The following is a 17,223-nucleotide window of genomic DNA, read 5'->3' on the forward strand; positions in this document are numbered from 1 at the left end:
AGCCAAATCGATCCAAGAATAGGATGAGTCTCGCTACAATGAGATTAGAACAAATCAAGATTCATTTTCCAAGGAGGTTCATGATGAATGTATTAGAGGTTAAAGATGTCACAAAAGTATATGGTCATGCGCAAAGGGGCGTTGTTCATCAAGCCTTAGATCATGTCAGTTTAACCGTAGAACGGGGAGAGTTTGTTGGACTGATGGGTCCCTCAGGAAGTGGTAAGACCACTCTACTTCAACTGATGGGCACGATTGACCCACCTACTTCAGGTGAGATCATCATTGAGGGACAAGAGGTTTCAAAGATGAACAGAGATCTGCTCGCCTCATTTCGTCGCAAAACATTAGGGTTCATTTTTCAAGACTTTCAATTACTTGATGCCCTTTCATTAAAAGAAAACATCTTACTTCCCTTAGTGTTGGAGAAGCGTCCCCTCTCCGAAATGGAAGATCGGCTTCAAACACTAGCTCAACAGTTAGATATTTTAAAATTCCTTGATCATCGTCCTTTCGAGGTTTCAGGTGGCCAAAAACAACGAGCAGCGGCAGCACGAGCCTTGGTTCATCAACCTGCTTTAATACTCGCCGATGAACCCACAGGGAATCTCGATTCCAAATCATCCCGTTCCTTAATGGAATCCTTAGTTCGATTGAATCAAACGGAACGGGCAACCATTTTGATGGTGACTCATGACCCCATTACTGCAAGCTACTGTGACCGAGTCCTCTTTATCAAGGATGGTCGCATCTACAATGAAGTCCGCCGTGGTGAAGAACGACAAGTATTTATTCAGCAACTCATGAATGTGATGACTGCTTTAGGAGGAAGTCAGTATGACATTTCGCTCAATCGCCCTTAAAAACTTACTCTTCCATGCCCGAAGCTATGCCGCATATTTCTTAAGTTGTTGTTTTACGATCTGGGTTTTCTTTCTCTATACTTCCCTTTTATCCCATCCGATCTTACAGGAAGAAGCGATACCCAACCAAGCTATCATTCTCCTTTATTTTGTGGTGATCATCATTGGGGTATTTTCAGTTTTATTTATTGGATACTCACAATCTGCCTTTTTACGGCAACGAAAACAAGATCTCGGGTTATTACAATTACTAGGAATGAAAACTCGACAAGTGACACGACTCCTTTTTTGGGAAAACATGATCATGGGAAGTTTTGCATTAGTAACTGGAATTGGATTCGGATTGCTATTTTCTAAGTTGTTTTTTCTTGGAATTTCGGCTGTTTTACAATTAAGTGAGCCGATTCCTTTTCACTTTTCGATCTCGCCCATCCTGATTACGATGATCTTCTTTTATGTTCTTTTTTCCCTTCTATCTTGGCGTAGTCGATTTACCATTCGCAAGCTATCCATTGCCGACTTATTTCGCGAAACGGTTCAAGATAAGCCAGCCCCTCGATCCTCCATATGGTTAGTTTTATTAGCGATCGGCTGCTTGGCAAGTGCATATCTACTCGCTTGGGATGTTCCATTGTCTTCACTCATTTATCGGATTCTCCCTATTCTTATCCTTACCTTGATTGGCACCTACCTCACCTTTACTCAAGTAAGCGTAGCTGTGATCAATCAGTTGGAGAAGTCTCCTTCATTCATCTATCACGGACATCGTTTACTACTCTTTTCACAATTACGCTATCGGTTAACAGATCATGCTCGAATCTTATTTATTGTTTCGATCTTATGCGCAGTCGTCATCACTTCCATCAGTGTCTGTGTAACTTACTATACCCAAGCGGAACAAGCAGCTGAGGAACAGATGCCCTATGCACTTAGCTTAGAGGGGGCTCCTACAGGACTAACTACCGAACAAATCAAAACTGACTTACAAAAGCATCATGTTCCCATTCAGGATGAGATTCATTTTCCTTTATTGCATGCAACTGTCCAGTCTTCATTTGCGAATGAAATAACTCTAATCTCTCTTTCTGACTATAATCAGCTCCTACGAAATAGAAAATATCCAGCGATTCAGTTGAATCCCAACGAAGTTGTTCTCGCTGTAAGTAGTGGATTTTTCAAGAGTGAAACTATTTCAGTACCCAAAGAAACCATCTCAATTCAAATTGCAGATTCATCCATTCAAAAACAATTACAACGTCGAATCAACCATGTAACTTTTAATGAACACGATTCCACACGAATGATGCTAATCGTTGAGGATCATCAGTTTAAACAATGGAAGAAAACCGCTCCCCCTTCCCAATTAACTCAAATGCATGCTTATGTAATCACTGATTGGAAACAGACTGAGGAGTTAATGAAACAGTGGGAACAACAAATCATTTCACAACAAGGAAACATCCAACAGTTCAAAGGCACCATTCTTTTGTACCAATTACTTAAAGAATTATTTGCTCCACTCATGTTCATCAGCTTATTTATTGGAATCCTCTTTTTCCTGGCGGCAGGTAGTTTGCTTTACTTCCGATGTTTTACTGAGTTGGCTTATGATCAAAAGCAAATGAGGATTTTACAAAAAATAGGTCTGACCGTACATGATGCGAAACGAATCCTAAAGGCTCAAATACGAATCCTCTTTTTCTTACCTATGGCAATTGGACTGATCCATTCTGCTATAGCATTAAACATGTTTAGTTTTATGTTCCAACAACCCGTTTGGACTGTATATATCGGAGTTGTCACTATCTACCTTTTGATCTATGGAGTCTACTATTATTGGACGAGCTATTCATATAGTCGTTCCGTCATCCAAACAACACCCCCATCCTTCAATTAAGGCGGGGGTGTTGTTATTTACAGATCTTATTGAGGAATAGACTGTAATCGATCGTATACTTGTTCAGGAGTTAATCCTTCTGCATTGATTACAGGACATGCAAATTCAATATTTTGCATCCCCATCAGATTGATATCTCCTCCTGTAACGACAACTGCTTTATAAGTTCCTTGTGTTAGATTCTCATTGGTATTTTCTAAGAGATCACATTGATATCCTTTTTGTGCTAAGTATTCCTTGATCGGAGTGAGTGAGGGTTCAATCGCAATTCGATACAAGAAAACAACCTCCTTTAAATTCTCCCTAATCCATGGGTTATGGGTTGAGATCGATTTGTGTTTATCATTTACTGAACGACGATCTCTATACCTGATGATCTAATCGAGTTCTAAAATTGTACATAAAAACCACCGTTGACAGGAACAAAAAGAAGGGTTATTATACCTATACGGGTATACAAATAGGTTTTGACTATTTTTTTACCCTTTTTATATACCCCTATAGGTATAGTGAGATATAGCAGTAAGTCAATGGGTCATTTTTCACCACCTTTATATCTCTTCATAGAGAAAGAGGTTTTGGGAAATACCAAATCTGATGTCACTGTAACCCAAAATTTTGGGAGCTCAATTCAACAAATTCAAGAAGAGCTGATCAATGAGAGCTTTTTCATGTAAATTAATTAAAGAGGTGAGCCAAATGGCTGTAACAGCTATAAAAGCAAAAGAACTTCATGAAAAAATGAACAGTGGGCAATCGGTACTTATTCTTGATGTAAGAAACCGTGAAGATTTTGATGACTGGAAAATCGAACATAAACACATTGAATCCATCAATATCCCTTATTTCGATTTTCTTGATGAAGACGAAGCAACCTTTAATCAAATTCCTAAAGAAGCAGATATTGTAGTAATTTGTGCTAAGGGCGGTAGTGCGCAAATGGTGACAGAAATGTTGGACGAAAGAGGATACCAGGTTAGCTATCTTGAAGGTGGAATGAAAGAATGGAGCCAGTTCTATCATCCAATCACTGTCGTAAAAGAAGGTAATTTTGAACTCATCCAAGTAAACCGCTTAGCCAAAGGATGCCTTTCTTATATGATGATTTCTGAGGGGCAAGCCTTAGTTGTCGATCCAGGTCGTCATATGAATGAATATGTGACTCTGGCCAAAGAAAAAAATGCAACGATTCAACATATCGTCGATACACATTTACATGCAGACCATATCTCAGGTGCCATAGATTTAGCTAAAGAAACAGGTGCAAAATATTACATTAGCTCCAGTGAAATGCAAGGAAGCCCATTACCTTATGAACCACTTGAGCAAAACAAACACTTAAAAATTGGGCAAGCAGATGTGAAAATCATTGCAGTTCCAACCCCTGGTCATACACCTGGAAGTGTTTCCATCTTAGTCAATGATCAATATTTACTTTCTGGTGATACCATTTTTGTGGGAGGTCTGGGTCGTCCTGACCTTGGTGGAAAAGTCCGAGAGTGGGCACAATCCCTATATGAAACAGTATTTAATACCGTTTCCACCTTGTCTGACGATGTGATTGTACTTCCTTCTCACTATGCTGATATCAAAGAAATTACCGAAGCTGGTTACGTTGGAGCTTTACTTGGTGAAATCCGTAAAGCAAACGAAATTATGCGCACCGAAGATCGTGAACAATTTACAGAAATGGTAGCAAGCAATGTGGGAGCAACACCTCCAAATTTTGAGGAGATCGTCCAAATTAACCGTGGATCGATGACCGTTCCTCCAGAAAAGGCAACTGAACTAGAAATTGGTCCAAACCGTTGTGCCATCCATCACAGCTAATTGATAAAATGGGTGGAGGAACAGTAAGAAAGCGTTCCTCCACCATTCAAAAGCTGAAAGGAGAACACCTCTTGCATCACGAAAAAAGATTTAATCCCGAAAAAGCAGCTCGTTTATTAGATCCTGAGCGCTATCGCAAATTACCTCCTGAACAAATCATTCAATATCTAGAGATCGATAGTACAGATGTAATCGCAGATTTTGGTTGTGGAAATGGCTTTTTTACCCTTCCCTTTGCTGAGCAGACACAAAGTCTGGTTTATGCCGTTGATGTTGAAGAAAAAATGTTGGATTTATTAAAAGAACGAGTCAACGAGGCTGGTCTGGATCACTTCAAATATATTGTGAATGATCTTGGAGTCATCCCAATTCCTAATCATGAAATTGATAAGTGGATTTGTAGTCTTGTGTTACATGAAGTGGATGATCTTGAACAGACGATTCAAGAATTGAAAAGGGTGATGAAACCTACAGGGAAAGGGCTCATTCTTGAATGGTCTCCTAGACAAACTGACTCAGGTCCACCCCTTCACCATCGAATTACTCCAGAGAAACTTCAATCTCTATTCCACAAACACGATGTATGGACTGAAGTCGTTTCTGTTCATCCAGACTTCTATGCCCTTCGAGTTAGTCTAATCAAGTGAGCGTAGTTTGTTTTTTCAAACCGGGGATCATCAATCAAAGATCCCCATTTTCTCTTTAAGCTAAATACCCATACCTGTATCAGGAGGTGAAACAGTATGCATTGGTTACAATGGATGATTCTAGGTCTCATTCTCTTTTTATTAATTAAGCCATTCTTACCTAACCGCTGGTTAACCAACCTGACACCTACACAAGTCAAGGATCTGCTAAAGAAACCACAGGAGTTTCAATTTATCGATGTGCGTGAACCCTTTGAATATAAAAATGGCCATATTAAAGGCATTAAAAATATCCCTATGTCTCAACTTTCTCAACGTCAACAAGAAATTTCACATGACCGAGCCATCGTGATTACATGTCAAAGTGGCTTTAGAAGTAAACGAGCTGCCAAAATCTTAAAAAGGAGTAAATTTAAAAACTTATCTCACTTGGAACGTGGTGTAAATAGTTGGGAAGGAAAGCTGAGTAAGTAGAAGAATCTTAGTAAACTCTTTGATGAAGGAACTGGATAATATTTTACTATAGCGATGACGTTGGATCATTATCTTCCATCCGCTTGTGTATATAAAAAGAGGAATATCCCAGGGATATTCCTCTTTTTTATTTAGTCCATTCAACTAATTTCGGAACAGAATGGATGTATTTCCAATAAAGTAGTTAGATCAGACAAAAATATGATCCTAATTTTTAAAAGGAGGTTCCTATGAGTATCATAGAAATGATTCCAGACCAATTATATGCGAGCGGTCGAATCCGCCAAAAGGACTGGGCTTATATTGATCGTCATATTGATGCGATTATCAATCTGCGTCTCATTCCTGATCAGCCTCCTTTTTCCCATCATCCGATCCTGCTGATTTGGGCTCCTTTAATGATGTGGCCAGCACCGAGTCTTCAATGGCTTGTCCAATTGATGAATCAAATGAATACACTCATCGATTCAGGTTATCGGGTTTTAGCCCATTGTCATCTAGGAATGCATCGACTTGGGTTTGTGTTGACTGCCTATTACATGCAACGATTTAAACTTACCTGTAGTGAAGCCTTAGCTGCTGTACGTACCAAAAAAAGAAATGTAGATCCTCCAGTTTATTTTTTGGAACTATTAAGAGAATATGAAAAGTACTTAGGAATTCAAAGTCATAAGAAAAAAAATGATTGACCTAGCAAATATTTTGTTACAATCGAGTAGGATAAGCTTCTCAAATCTTACGAATCCTTTTATGACTCAGTGAGCTTTTCCCTCACACTTTGGAGGTATCCATGGATATCAAACAACAGTTACACTCGTTTGATCTTACTCGAACCGAAATGGAAGCACTTCAACTCCAGTTACAAAGTCAGATTCAAATCACACCCTATTCGGGTCAACCTCAAATCGTTGCTGGAGTAGATCTTGCTTACTTTGACAATCAAGCAATTGCTGTGATTGTTGCTATGGATGTTGCTACGAAAAAAGTAATCGAAACGGTCTCTTATATGGATACTGTTTCTAATGATTATATCCCTGGCTTTCTTGCTTTTCGTGAACTCCCACTCTTTTTAGAAGCATGGAAAAAGTTAAAATCGAGTCCTGATCTTGTTTTCTTTGATGGGAATGGAATTTTACATCCTCATCGAGTTGGGATTGCTACTCATGCCTCTTTTTGGATCGATAAACCAACGATCGGGATCGCCAAGACACCAATGATTGGCACCTATCAAACTCCTTCACCTGTACAAGGGAGTTATGAATGGATCTATGATCAAGACGAAATCATAGGCGCTGTGCTACGAACACAAACCGATGTGAAACCCGTCTATGTATCTGTCGGGAATCGAGTAACTTTACAAAATACGATCGACTTCACCATGCACTGGGTTGGCAACAAAAGTAGAATTCCTGAAATCACACGACAACCAGACCTCTTAACTAGAGAGCTACGTCGCGATTATCTACACTCACAAAAAAACGGATGAGTCTCATAGACTCATCCATTCATTATTTAAACTTCATCATGCATTTCATGATCAGGGTGATGAATCACTATTTTTCTTAATTCATGCTTCAGAATCTTGCCGACAGAGTTGCGAGGAAGCTTGTCAATAAATTGGACATCATTTCCAAATTTGAATTCTGCCAAGCGTGTACGGCAATAATCTAAAATATCTTGTTCCGTTAAATCAGAGTTAGGACGTTTCACCACATAAGCACGTGGGATTTCACCCCAGATCTCATCAGCCACACCAATAACTGCTACTTCAGCAACACCATCAATATTTTGGATAATCGCTTCTACCTCTGCAGGATAAATATTCGTTCCACCACAAATAATCATATCTTTATACCGATCGATCACCGTTAAAAATCCATCTTCATCGATTTTTCCTAAGTCACCTGTATGGTACCAACCATTTCGAATCACTTTTCTAGTCTCTTCGTCATTTTTCCAATAACCTAAGAAAGTCTGTGGTCCACGACAGACAATCTCGCCCACTTTCCCTTCTGGCAAAACTTCATTGGTCTCCGGATCAACAATGAGAACTTCGGTTTGAAAAACGGGTTTCCCCATAGATTGACATTGATCCATTCCCATTTCGGGAGTCCAAAAGCTGACTGGTCCTGTAAACTCAGTCATTCCATAAACTTGGATGAGTGGGATTCCATAAGAATCATACAAGCGAATCAAATCTGGAGGAACCGCCGACCCACCACAAATGATAAAGCGTAATGAATCAATATTTGTTTTTAGCCAGTTTGGACTGATAAACATTAATTTCAACATGGCTGGCACAGACATAAAGTGACTAATCCGTTCACGTTCAATTAATTCCCACACAAAATCTGGATGAAAGTCATGCATATAGACAACCGTCATCCCTCGTACCAATCCTGTGAGAACCAAACCCACCCCACTAATATGGAATAATGGAGAAACCGATAAGAAACGATCTCCCGCTCTCCAATCGAGGAAGGATAATGTTCCATTAACTCCTGTCCATAGACTACCGTGACTAATGACAACCCCTTTAGCTCGTCCTGTTGTTCCAGAGGTATAAATAATCATAATCGGGTCATTGCCACCCGCATTAATCTGAGGTTCATTGCCTTCATGTTCTTGAAGAACGGATTCAAATAAGTATTGAGCGGGTTGTTGACCGACTCCAATTTGTACAAACCGTTCGATAAACGGAATATATTGAAGTGGATAAACTTGGCTAGAGAAGCTTTCGTCATAGAAAATAACCTTAGGCTCACAATCGTTAATTATGTATCTGAGTTCTTCACCACTTAAACGCCAGTTCAATGGAATCGTAACTGCACCTATTTTAGCTGCCGCTAGAAAGATCGTAACCATTGCTGCGCTATTTTTACATAGAAGAGCTACCCGATCTCCTTTGCCTACCTGTTGATCTAATAGCCACTGTGCTAATTGATTTACACGCTCATTGAGTTGGTCAAATGTATACCTACCATGTGCGTCAACTGCAGCTTCCTGATGTGGGTATGTACGAGCACGATGTGTTAAGAGCTGCCCAATATTGATAGTCAAAATGAAGCCCTCCTCATAGATGAATAGTGGATTTTCGAACTCTTCGGAATCTTGGATTATATACCCCTATTTGATTTAAATCAATCTATTCTTTTTCTCCTTTCTCCTTATTATAAATGCTAATTTTACTATCATTTTATATATTTTTCATTAATATATAAATGATATATTAATCGATTTCGATGTTTTTTAAAAGGTTTATCTTTCGATTCACGAAAAAATCCAATATCATCACTGAATCACACAGCAAAAGGAATCGATTCGATTTATTTATGCTTGTCAAAGGAAATTGTTTCATATATAGCCCAGAAACTCAATCAACGAAATCAAGGGAGATCCATAGCTATCCCCGAAAAATACATCTATTTGAATGATTACTAATGATGCTTTTCTTTTTCGGAAAACTACACATTCATATTATTTGTTATTACTTTACATTCATCTCTATAAGTTTCCATTGTTTTTGAAAGACTTCCGCAATCTATTGCTTTATAGATTGACTCCTCAGCTAGGTAACATACAAAAAACTAGTGCCTTAGTAAATATGCACTAGTTTCTTTATATTGAAGATATGATTTTTATTTTGGAATCAACTGAAACATTTTTTAACCTCTTCTTCAGTGGGAATCTTATCTTTGATTTCAGGGAACATTTCTATCTCTTCTTTAGCAGGGAAAATGCCTAAGAATAGATGTTTGGGTGTCTCTTTAATTGTGAAGCTAGATTGACCAGGGTATTCTTTCAAAATTTCGTTTTTAGATTCTTTGGGTACACGTATGTAGAACACTCCCACCACCTATGCATGTTCGCAAGGAGAGATTTCATTCCAAAAATAAAAAACCTTTTTCTTTTCACTTCAAGAAAAAGGTTGGGAAAATAAATTCTCGTTATAAACTAGCTAATTCTCTTTTTAGTACCTGTTCATCCAGTTGTTCGCCAATGAAAACCACAGTTAAAGGATATCGGAAATACTCCTCTGTAAAAATAGGCATGCCATATGAATACTGAAAGAGATATGTTTTTTGAGGCTCATCTTGAAAGCGTAAATATCCCTTGGCACGATACAATTGATCTGGTGAATTTCTTAACCAATCTTCAAATGCTTGACGATGGATCGGTTGTTCCCAAGTATAAGCAAAAGAGCGAACGTGGAGATGTTGATGCACATGGGCTCGTTTCTCCATCTGCTCACGTTGAAATGATGCTGACTGTGCAGGTTGATCGAATAGTAACGCTAAGTCAAATTGGGCGTAGTTGGTAAAAACAAACTCTGCATGCTCATTTTGTTGCTTCATTTGTTGTTCTACCCAGTCAAACTCTTTGTCAGGAAGTTGATCGATTTTATTCACTACTACCCAATCCGCATACCGAATTTGATCTTCCATTAGACGTTGTACTGGAATCGTATGTTGACCACGATCTCGCCAACGCAACAAGTCCACAGTTGAAATTGTTTTACATGTTCGTAAATATGGGATCATCAATGGAGTGAGACAAGCTTCTAGTACTTCCAATGGATGAGCGACCCCTGTCGCTTCAATATAGATCACATCAGGTTCATGTTGTTGACAAAGACTAACTAATTGCTGAGTCAATTGATCTTGAATCGTACAGCAAATACATCCATTTAAAAGCTCTTTTAGTGGAACTCCATCAGGTAAAATCGTTGAATCTACCGAAATTTCTCCCAGTTCATTCATGAGAACAGCTACTTTTCGTTGTCTTTGTCTCTCTTCCATCAGAATCCGCTGTAATAAAGTTGTTTTTCCGCTACCTAAAAACCCACTTAATATATATAGATCTACGTGTTTCCCCAATCGAACTTTCACCTCGTAATCAAAATGGACTCTATTCCACTTGATTGTACACATGAAACACTGGAGATCCAACCTGTCAATCTCTACTCATTGATAGATGAGAACTCGACGGACGATCCATTATGCTTCATTTAAAATTGATTCTTCTGCTGATGGTCGTGGCAGTGGATCGTTAAAAGTAGTCCAATCTTGATTCATTTCCTCATCAGTTAACAATACTTCATCTAGTTCCTTGGTTAACTGCTCTTGATCCATCTCGATACCAATTAAGACTAGTTCAGTCATCCGATCACCATGAACATCATCCCATAATTCCTTCAACTCAGGTTGCTCTATGAAAATGGCAGCTTGCTCTTCTTTAGATAAAGAAGCAATCCAATATCCCATCATCCCTACTTGAATCGAGGGACCCGCTTGGCTAAACGAAAAAGCGACTTGATTACGGGTGGCGATCCAAATCATTCCTTTCGCCCGAACGACTTCTTCATTCCACCCTTCAAAATACTTCATGAGACGTTCAGGATGGAAAGGTCGACGACGACAATAGACTAAAGAAGAGATTCCATATTCATCTGTTTCTGGGGTATGACTTTCATTTTCTAATTCTTGTATCCAACCTGCCGATTGACTCGCTTTTTCAAAGTCAAATAAGCCTGTATGTAAAATTTCTTTGGGATTCACCTGACCGTGGGAGGTTCGAATGATCTTGGCTGACGGTTGCAACTTTCTTAATATACTTTCTAGTTGGTCAAGATCCTCCTGTTCAACCAAGTCACACTTATTGAGGATTAAAACATCACAAAATTCAATTTGGTCGATCAGTAAATCAACGACATCGCGAGTATCATTCTCACCGAGCGCCTCACTACGATCTAAAAGAGACTCGCCTGAGGAAAAATCCTTCCAGAAGCGATAGGCATCAACAACCGTAACCATCGTATCGATTTGACATAAGGAAGTGAGATCAATCCTCATCTCTTCATCCATATAACTAAAAGTTTGTGCCACAGGAATCGGCTCACTAATTCCAGTAGATTCAATCAAAATATAGTCAAAACGTCCTTCCTTAGCAAGCCTCTCCACTTCGATCAATAAGTCTTCACGCAATGTACAACAGATACAGCCATTAGACATTTCAACCAGCTTTTCTTCAGTCCGTGACAAGTTGGTCTCTTTACTAACAAGATCTGCATCAATATTAATTTCACTCATGTCATTCACGATCACAGCTACCTTTAAATTTTGGCGATTGTTCAGGATATGGTTAAGGATCGTAGTCTTCCCTGCTCCAAGATAACCGCTTAGAACCGTTACAGGTAATTTGCATGTTGTCATAAAGTAACATCTCTCCTTCATTGATTCATCTTTATCTTTTATATCGTAAAGATTACGATTTGTAAATAAGAAGGAGTAAAATAAAAGCTATAATATATGTAATTAACAATAAAACATAGCAGAGCACCCTGTTTGTAAATCGTAATTAATCTACTTTATGAAAAAACAGTAATGCTTCTAACCCTTTTCCCACCTCCAGAAAAAAGAGGAGAGCAAACTTCCCATCTCAGGATTTTTATATTTTAATTTTACGAACAGATGAATATTTAATTATATAAAGCTGTTTATTTATAAATAAATATATATTAGGCCATTTTTATGTTTTTAAATTTAATAAATAATTGTATGATTCTATTACAAAGTCATTTATAATTCTGTTTAGAAGCGTTTTTTGAATGGAGGAATAGACGTTGAGTATCATTGGAGAAATTCTGGAGAACCGTGCCAATGTCTCCCCAAATCTCGAAGCTTTAGTCTGTGATTATCAAAGATATACATATCGAGATTTTAATGAAACATCTAATCAAGTTGCACACTACTTATTAGAGATTGGGGTTAAAAAAGGAGATCGAGTCGCAATTCTCTGTAAAAACAGCCCACACTTTGCTTTTATCATGCTGGCAATATTAAAAATTGGTGCTATTTTTGTGCCTTTAAACTGGAGACTAAAAGCAGACGAGATTCATGAACTAATGAAAGATAGCAAACCCAAAGTTCTATTTTATGATGAAGAATATTCTCAGTCGATTACCTATTCCAATGAATGGTATTTTGTGACTCACCGTATATTAACATGCAAGGGAATCCACCCTCATCCCACTTATGAGGCGTTATTCTCCAACAAACCCATCACCAACCCTGAGGTTCACCTTCATCAAGATGATCCAGCCGTCATTGTCTATACTTCTGGAACAACCGGTAAGCCCAAAGGCGTTGTGTGTAGTCATCATAATATATTTACCACTGGCACAGGAGGAACACTTCTCACAAATCCTAGTTATGCGGACCGGTTTCTCCTAATCACTCCTCTGTTCCATATTAGTGGTGTGACAGGGATTATGAATATGATTTACTATGCGATTACACTAGTCATGAAATCCCAGTTTGATTCTTCCCGTATCTTAGAGTATATCGAACAAGAAAAAATTACTTCAACAATGGGAGTACCCCCAATTTTAATCTATTTACTCCCTGAGATCGCCAAAACGGAACGGGATCTTAGCTCTTTGAAGTATTTCTCTAGCGGCGGAACAAAGGTTCCACTAAAATTAATTGAACAGTATCAATCCTTTGGATACCCAATCATTCAAGCTTATGGAGCAACTGAAGTAGCAGGTGGCATTTCCTGTTGGGTTCCTTATATGGGGATGGATAAATGTCAATCCGTCGGTAAGCCCGTTATGTTTGCCAAAATAAAAATCGTTGATCCTGATACCGGAAAAGAATTACCAGCTGGAGAAATCGGTGAAATCATCATTAAAGGTCCACAAGTCTTTAAAGGCTATTGGAACAATGCTGAAGAAACCAAAAAAGCTCTCCAAGATGGTTGGTTCTATACAGGGGATGCCGGAAAAAAAGATGAAGATGGTTTTTTGTATGTAATTGACCGTTACAAAGATGTCATCATCTGTGGTGGTGAAAAAGTATATCCCGCAGAAGTAGAAGCTGTAATTAGTGAACTTGATGATGTCCTCGAGGTTTCACTAGTCGGTACTCCCAATGAAATCTGGGGCGAAATGCCTTGTGCTTGTATTGTTAAAAAAGAAGGATCAGAGATTACCGAAGAAGATGTTCTAAGTTACTGTAAAGAAAAATTAGCGAATTATAAAGTAACTCAGGTACGCTTTATGGATGAGTTACCTAAAAATTCATTGGGTAAAGTGATCAAAACTGCTTTAAGAGAGCAAACAAGTAGTGAATAACATTTTTCATTTCCAAAAATCATCTATTAAACTTTGCTTTCAAACAGGGGGGAATAAGTAACTAAGGGGAGTCATTTCTGACTTCCCTTCATTGTTTTGTCTGATCCCCTACTCCTGTCCGAGTCTCTCAATTTCCCTTCAACACATCTTTTGATCTCCTAAGTTATAACCAAGTCTAAAATGATGCAAACTTAATCATTCATCCAATCACCTCTTCTTGCTCATACATAACATAGTTTGTATTGAACTATTAAAGGAGGTTATAGAATGGCAAACGTAAAAGCGAGTCCACAATTTAAAAGACTTTGTAACCAATTTGGTCGAATTCTAGGTGGAACATCTGAGATTGAAGAAGGACCCGTTTGTTTTGTTAGTCGTGATCATAAGCTAGGAGCACCCGAAACTATTTTGGGGAGACGTACACTTTCCCCATTAGTTCGCTATCAACTTTTTTCTTTTGAATCGTTAGATAAATCTGGACGTGCCCTTTGCTTGGGTGAAACTGCGGCTTTCCAAAGTCAAGCCAACCGGTTAATCGCCAACCTTCAGAAACGTGGAATTACTGTTACAGCACTTCATAATCACTGGTTATTTGAAAAACCCCGTTTGATGTATATCCACTGGGAAGCGATAGAAAACCCCATTACTTTTGCAATGAAAACGAAACAATCTATCGCTTTTCTGGGCTGAGATTGAATCAGCCCTTCATCATATTCTAGAATCCATTTTTTGTGAATTACAAGATGAAAGTAAAGGATAGATAAGGTAATTTTTCTACTCTATCTATCCTTTTTGTTTTTTTGATAAATAATACGAATCTCCACCTTTTAAAAAAGGTACACCACCCTATTTGGTGATATACCTTTTATTATATAAGGGACAAATTTCTTAGAAAATATTCCTTTTGAACTCTTCTAGATGATTACATAGTAGTAACAAAAGGGTCTTTTTTAAATAGAAATCATTCTACTTAAACATCCGTGCTAAGTTTGCCATTTCTATCGCTCCGACAGCCGCTTCCCAACCTTTATTGCCTGCTTTGGTCCCTGCGCGTTCAATCGCTTGTTCGATATTTTCCACTGTTATCACGCCAAACATCACAGGCAATCCGTGCTTCGAACTAGCCGCGGAGACTCCTTTAGCAACTTCATTACAAACATAATCATAATGACTGGTGGATCCACGAATCACTGTACCTAAGGTAATGACAGCATCATACTTTCCAGAGGAAGCCATTTGGTCAGCAATGAGAGGAATTTCAAACGCTCCCGGAACCCAAGCCACCTCGATGTGTTCTTCATTTGTACCATGTCGCTTCAATGCATCGATCGCACCACCAAGCAATTTGCTTGTGATAAACTCATTAAAACGACTGACAACAATTCCAAATTTCAAATCAGTAGCTACTAAGTGACCCTCATATGTTTTAACCATCTATCCATTCTCCTTTTTATTAATACTCTATATAGGAATTTTTGTGTGACAAGCTCTATAAATGTAGAAAATGCCCTAGCTTTTCTTTTTTCGTCTCCATATATTTGCGGTTATTTCGGTTTAAGGGAAGTTCTAGTGGTAGTACCTCCACAACTTCAAGTCCGTATCCTTTAAGTCCCGTAATTTTACGAGGGTTATTGGTTAGAAGTCTCATCTTTCTCACTCCTAAATCTCGCAGAATTTGAGCTCCAATCCCGTATTCGCGTAAGTCGTCACGGAAACCCAGTTGTAGGTTGGCTTCAACGGTATCTAACCCTTCTTCTTGTAGCTTGTATGCTTTCAACTTATTGATGAGACCAATCCCTCGACCTTCTTGACGCATATAAAGAAGAACACCTCTTCCTTCCTTCTCGATCCTCTGTAAGGCAGCATGGAGCTGGGGACCACAATCACAACGCATCGAACCAAAGACATCCCCAGTTAAACATTCTGAGTGGACACGCACCCATACAGGCTCCTTAGAGTCAATCTCTCCTTTAACAAAAGCAACATGTTCTTTACCATCTACTTGATTGGTGTAACCTACCATACGAAAATCTCCGTATCCAGTAGGCATCTGAACAGAAACCACACGTTCCACTAAATTCTCTGTTCGACGTCGATATTCAATCAAGTCTTGGATGGTAATCATCTTCAAATTAAACTGTTTAGAAAGCTCATGGAGATCAGGAACTCGTGCCATGGTGCCATCTTCTTTTAACACTTCACAGATCACTGCTGCAGGGTAAGAGTGACAAATTCGAGCTAAATCAACGGCCGCTTCCGTATGACCTGCACGTCGAAGAACTCCCCCTTCTCTTGCTATGAGAGGGAATACGTGACCTGGACGGCGGAAATCTTCCGGCCCTGTCTGTGGATCGATTAACTGTTGAATCGTCGCTGAACGTTCAAAAGCAGAAATTCCTGTAGTTGTATTAAAACCATCAATCGAGATCGTGAACGCAGTCCCGTGTCGATCTGTGTTATGGGTTACCATCATAGGTAACTCCAGTTGCGTCGCTCGCTCTTCTGTGATTGGCAAACAGACAAGTCCTCTGCCGTGAGTAATCATAAAGTTAATCACATCAGGGGTCGCTTTTTCCGCTAATGCAAGCAAGTCCCCTTCGTTTTCACGATCTTCATCATCAACGACGATGATCATCTCACCTTTTTTTAAAGCTGTAATTGCTTCTTCAATGGGATGAAACGTGCTCAATTCTCTCACCCTTTCTTTAGGCAAAGCCATTTTGTTGCAATTGGGTTAGGGTTAATCCTGTTCCGGATTGAGATGGACCCATCCACTTCGCCAAATATTTTCCGATTAGATCACATTCTATATTTACTTCATCCCCCACTCGAGCTACTTGTAACTGGGTTTGTTGTAACGTATGAGGAATGATCGAAACAGTAAAGAAGTCTGTACCCACATCCACCAAGGTTAAACTAATCCCATTGACTGCGATGGAGCCTTTTTCAATCATCAAGTTCGTCCATTCCTGTGCTACCTGAATCTGAAATAATACAGCGTTTTCATAGGGATGCCGCTTTTGGATTACACCCACACCATCGACATGCCCTTGGACAAAATGTCCTCCCATCCGTTGCCCCGCCGCCACTGCTCTCTCCAGATTAACCAAAGACCGAGGAGATTGTTTCCTTAAATGGGTTCGTTTGACAGTCTCAGGCATCACATCAGCCACAAAATAGTCTTTACCTAGCTCTGTAACAGTTAGGCAAATCCCATTAACGGCTATACTATCTCCAACCTGTGTTCCTTCTAACACATGATTACAAGCAATCGTTAACTTCATCGTCTCACCAGAACGATGCATGTGCCGAATGCTCCCCACTTCTTCAACTAAACCTGTAAACATCTATGTTCCCCCTTACGGAGTTCATCTGAAA

The 17,223-nt window shown here is 39.1% G+C and carries 17 protein-coding genes; 9 read left to right on the plus strand and 8 right to left on the minus strand.

Going from position 1 to position 17,223, the window contains the following annotated elements; translation table 11 throughout:
• Positions 1–83: 83 nt before the first annotated feature.
• Positions 84–863, plus strand: coding sequence for an ABC transporter ATP-binding protein (locus tag EDD58_RS00955; protein WP_131922969.1), 780 nt, complete (start codon positions 84–86; stop codon positions 861–863).
• Positions 838–2,760, plus strand: coding sequence for an FtsX-like permease family protein (locus EDD58_RS00960; RefSeq protein WP_131922970.1), 1,923 nt, complete (start codon positions 838–840; stop codon positions 2,758–2,760). The genes EDD58_RS00955 and EDD58_RS00960 overlap by 26 nt, the downstream gene beginning before the upstream one ends.
• 26 nt (positions 2,761–2,786) lie before the next feature.
• Here EDD58_RS00960 and EDD58_RS00965 read toward each other — a convergent pair whose 3' ends face one another.
• Positions 2,787–3,038, minus strand: a complete 252-nt coding sequence (locus EDD58_RS00965; RefSeq protein WP_165875731.1) for a YkuS family protein — start codon at positions 3,036–3,038, stop codon at positions 2,787–2,789.
• 421 nt (positions 3,039–3,459) lie between these two features.
• Between EDD58_RS00965 and EDD58_RS00970 the strand changes: the two genes are divergently transcribed.
• The 5 genes from EDD58_RS00970 (at position 3,460) to EDD58_RS00990 (ending at position 7,197) form a co-directional block, all read left to right on the plus strand.
• Positions 3,460–4,590: an MBL fold metallo-hydrolase gene (locus EDD58_RS00970; protein WP_131922972.1), complete on the plus strand. Its 1,131-nt coding sequence runs from the start codon at positions 3,460–3,462 to the stop codon at positions 4,588–4,590.
• Positions 4,591–4,661: 71 nt separating this feature from the next.
• The gene (locus EDD58_RS00975; RefSeq protein WP_243648602.1) at positions 4,662–5,237 is read left to right on the plus strand and encodes a class I SAM-dependent methyltransferase; all 576 of its coding nucleotides are present in this window, start codon (positions 4,662–4,664) and stop codon (positions 5,235–5,237) included.
• Between the two features lie 96 nt (positions 5,238–5,333).
• The gene (locus EDD58_RS00980; RefSeq protein ID WP_131922973.1) at positions 5,334–5,711 is read left to right on the plus strand and encodes a rhodanese-like domain-containing protein; all 378 of its coding nucleotides are present in this window, start codon (positions 5,334–5,336) and stop codon (positions 5,709–5,711) included.
• Positions 5,712–5,941: 230 nt separating this feature from the next.
• The gene (locus EDD58_RS00985; protein WP_131922974.1) at positions 5,942–6,400 is read left to right on the plus strand and encodes a protein-tyrosine phosphatase family protein; all 459 of its coding nucleotides are present in this window, start codon (positions 5,942–5,944) and stop codon (positions 6,398–6,400) included.
• A gap of 101 nt (positions 6,401–6,501) precedes the next feature.
• Entirely contained in the window at positions 6,502–7,197 is a 696-nt protein-coding gene (locus tag EDD58_RS00990; RefSeq protein ID WP_131922975.1) for an endonuclease V, read from the plus strand.
• A gap of 26 nt (positions 7,198–7,223) precedes the next feature.
• On the opposite strand, the gene EDD58_RS00995 is transcribed toward EDD58_RS00990, so the two are convergent.
• The 4 genes from EDD58_RS00995 to EDD58_RS01010 all read right to left on the minus strand — a co-directional run bounded on the left by EDD58_RS00995 (position 7,224) and on the right by EDD58_RS01010 (position 11,923).
• Positions 7,224–8,771: a class I adenylate-forming enzyme family protein gene (locus EDD58_RS00995; protein ID WP_131922976.1), complete on the minus strand. Its 1,548-nt coding sequence runs from the start codon at positions 8,769–8,771 to the stop codon at positions 7,224–7,226.
• A 589-nt stretch (positions 8,772–9,360) separates the two neighbouring features.
• On the minus strand, positions 9,361–9,558 hold the full coding sequence (locus EDD58_RS01000) for a hypothetical protein (RefSeq protein ID WP_131922977.1): 198 nt from the start codon (positions 9,556–9,558) through the stop codon (positions 9,361–9,363).
• A gap of 100 nt (positions 9,559–9,658) precedes the next feature.
• Positions 9,659–10,600, minus strand: coding sequence for a CobW family GTP-binding protein (locus EDD58_RS01005; protein WP_165875732.1), 942 nt, complete (start codon positions 10,598–10,600; stop codon positions 9,659–9,661).
• Positions 10,601–10,708: 108 nt separating this feature from the next.
• Positions 10,709–11,923 carry a GTP-binding protein gene (locus tag EDD58_RS01010; protein ID WP_131922979.1) on the minus strand — a complete coding sequence of 405 codons (1,215 nt, stop codon included), beginning with the start codon at positions 11,921–11,923 and terminating at the stop codon, positions 10,709–10,711.
• 410 nt (positions 11,924–12,333) lie between these two features.
• Here EDD58_RS01010 and EDD58_RS01015 point away from each other — a divergent pair, with 410 nt between their 5' ends.
• Both EDD58_RS01015 and EDD58_RS01020 read left to right on the plus strand, forming a co-directional pair.
• Entirely contained in the window at positions 12,334–13,845 is a 1,512-nt protein-coding gene (locus EDD58_RS01015; protein ID WP_131922980.1) for a class I adenylate-forming enzyme family protein, read from the plus strand.
• A 267-nt stretch (positions 13,846–14,112) separates the two neighbouring features.
• The gene (locus EDD58_RS01020; protein ID WP_131922981.1) at positions 14,113–14,535 is read left to right on the plus strand and encodes a DUF1259 domain-containing protein; all 423 of its coding nucleotides are present in this window, start codon (positions 14,113–14,115) and stop codon (positions 14,533–14,535) included.
• A 276-nt stretch (positions 14,536–14,811) separates the two neighbouring features.
• Here the strand turns inward: EDD58_RS01020 and ribH are convergent, their stop codons facing one another.
• The 3 genes from ribH to ribE are packed head-to-tail and all read right to left on the minus strand — an operon-like array spanning position 14,812 to position 17,192.
• The gene (ribH, locus tag EDD58_RS01025) at positions 14,812–15,279 is read right to left on the minus strand and encodes a 6,7-dimethyl-8-ribityllumazine synthase (RefSeq protein WP_131922982.1); all 468 of its coding nucleotides are present in this window, start codon (positions 15,277–15,279) and stop codon (positions 14,812–14,814) included.
• A gap of 55 nt (positions 15,280–15,334) precedes the next feature.
• Positions 15,335–16,564, minus strand: coding sequence for a bifunctional 3,4-dihydroxy-2-butanone-4-phosphate synthase/GTP cyclohydrolase II (locus EDD58_RS01030; protein WP_131922983.1), 1,230 nt, complete (start codon positions 16,562–16,564; stop codon positions 15,335–15,337).
• On the minus strand, positions 16,551–17,192 hold the full coding sequence (gene ribE, locus EDD58_RS01035) for a riboflavin synthase (RefSeq protein ID WP_131922984.1): 642 nt from the start codon (positions 17,190–17,192) through the stop codon (positions 16,551–16,553). The genes EDD58_RS01030 and ribE overlap by 14 nt, the downstream gene beginning before the upstream one ends.
• Between the last annotated feature and the right edge of the window lie 31 nt (positions 17,193–17,223).

The sequence above is a fragment of the Hazenella coriacea genome, assembly GCF_004341825.1.
GTDB lineage: Bacteria > Bacillota > Bacilli > Thermoactinomycetales > Thermoactinomycetaceae > Hazenella > Hazenella coriacea.

Excerpts from the sequence above, each read along its gene's own strand:
- EDD58_RS00960 (WP_131922970.1), top strand. The coding sequence starts at position 838 with ATGACATTTCGCTCAATCGCCCTTAAAAACTTACTCTTCCATGCCCGA.
- EDD58_RS01020 (WP_131922981.1), top strand. The coding sequence starts at position 14,113 with ATGGCAAACGTAAAAGCGAGTCCACAATTTAAAAGACTTTGTAACCAA.
- EDD58_RS00985 (WP_131922974.1), top strand. The coding sequence starts at position 5,942 with ATGAGTATCATAGAAATGATTCCAGACCAATTATATGCGAGCGGTCGA.
- EDD58_RS00970 (WP_131922972.1), top strand. The coding sequence starts at position 3,460 with ATGGCTGTAACAGCTATAAAAGCAAAAGAACTTCATGAAAAAATGAAC.
- ribH (WP_131922982.1), bottom strand. The coding sequence starts at position 15,279 with ATGGTTAAAACATATGAGGGTCACTTAGTAGCTACTGATTTGAAATTT.
- EDD58_RS00955 (WP_131922969.1), top strand. The coding sequence starts at position 84 with ATGAATGTATTAGAGGTTAAAGATGTCACAAAAGTATATGGTCATGCG.
- EDD58_RS01030 (WP_131922983.1), bottom strand. The coding sequence starts at position 16,564 with ATGGCTTTGCCTAAAGAAAGGGTGAGAGAATTGAGCACGTTTCATCCC.
- ribE (WP_131922984.1), bottom strand. The coding sequence starts at position 17,192 with ATGTTTACAGGTTTAGTTGAAGAAGTGGGGAGCATTCGGCACATGCAT.
- EDD58_RS01010 (WP_131922979.1), bottom strand. The coding sequence starts at position 11,923 with ATGACAACATGCAAATTACCTGTAACGGTTCTAAGCGGTTATCTTGGA.
- EDD58_RS00990 (WP_131922975.1), top strand. The coding sequence starts at position 6,502 with ATGGATATCAAACAACAGTTACACTCGTTTGATCTTACTCGAACCGAA.
- EDD58_RS00980 (WP_131922973.1), top strand. The coding sequence starts at position 5,334 with ATGCATTGGTTACAATGGATGATTCTAGGTCTCATTCTCTTTTTATTA.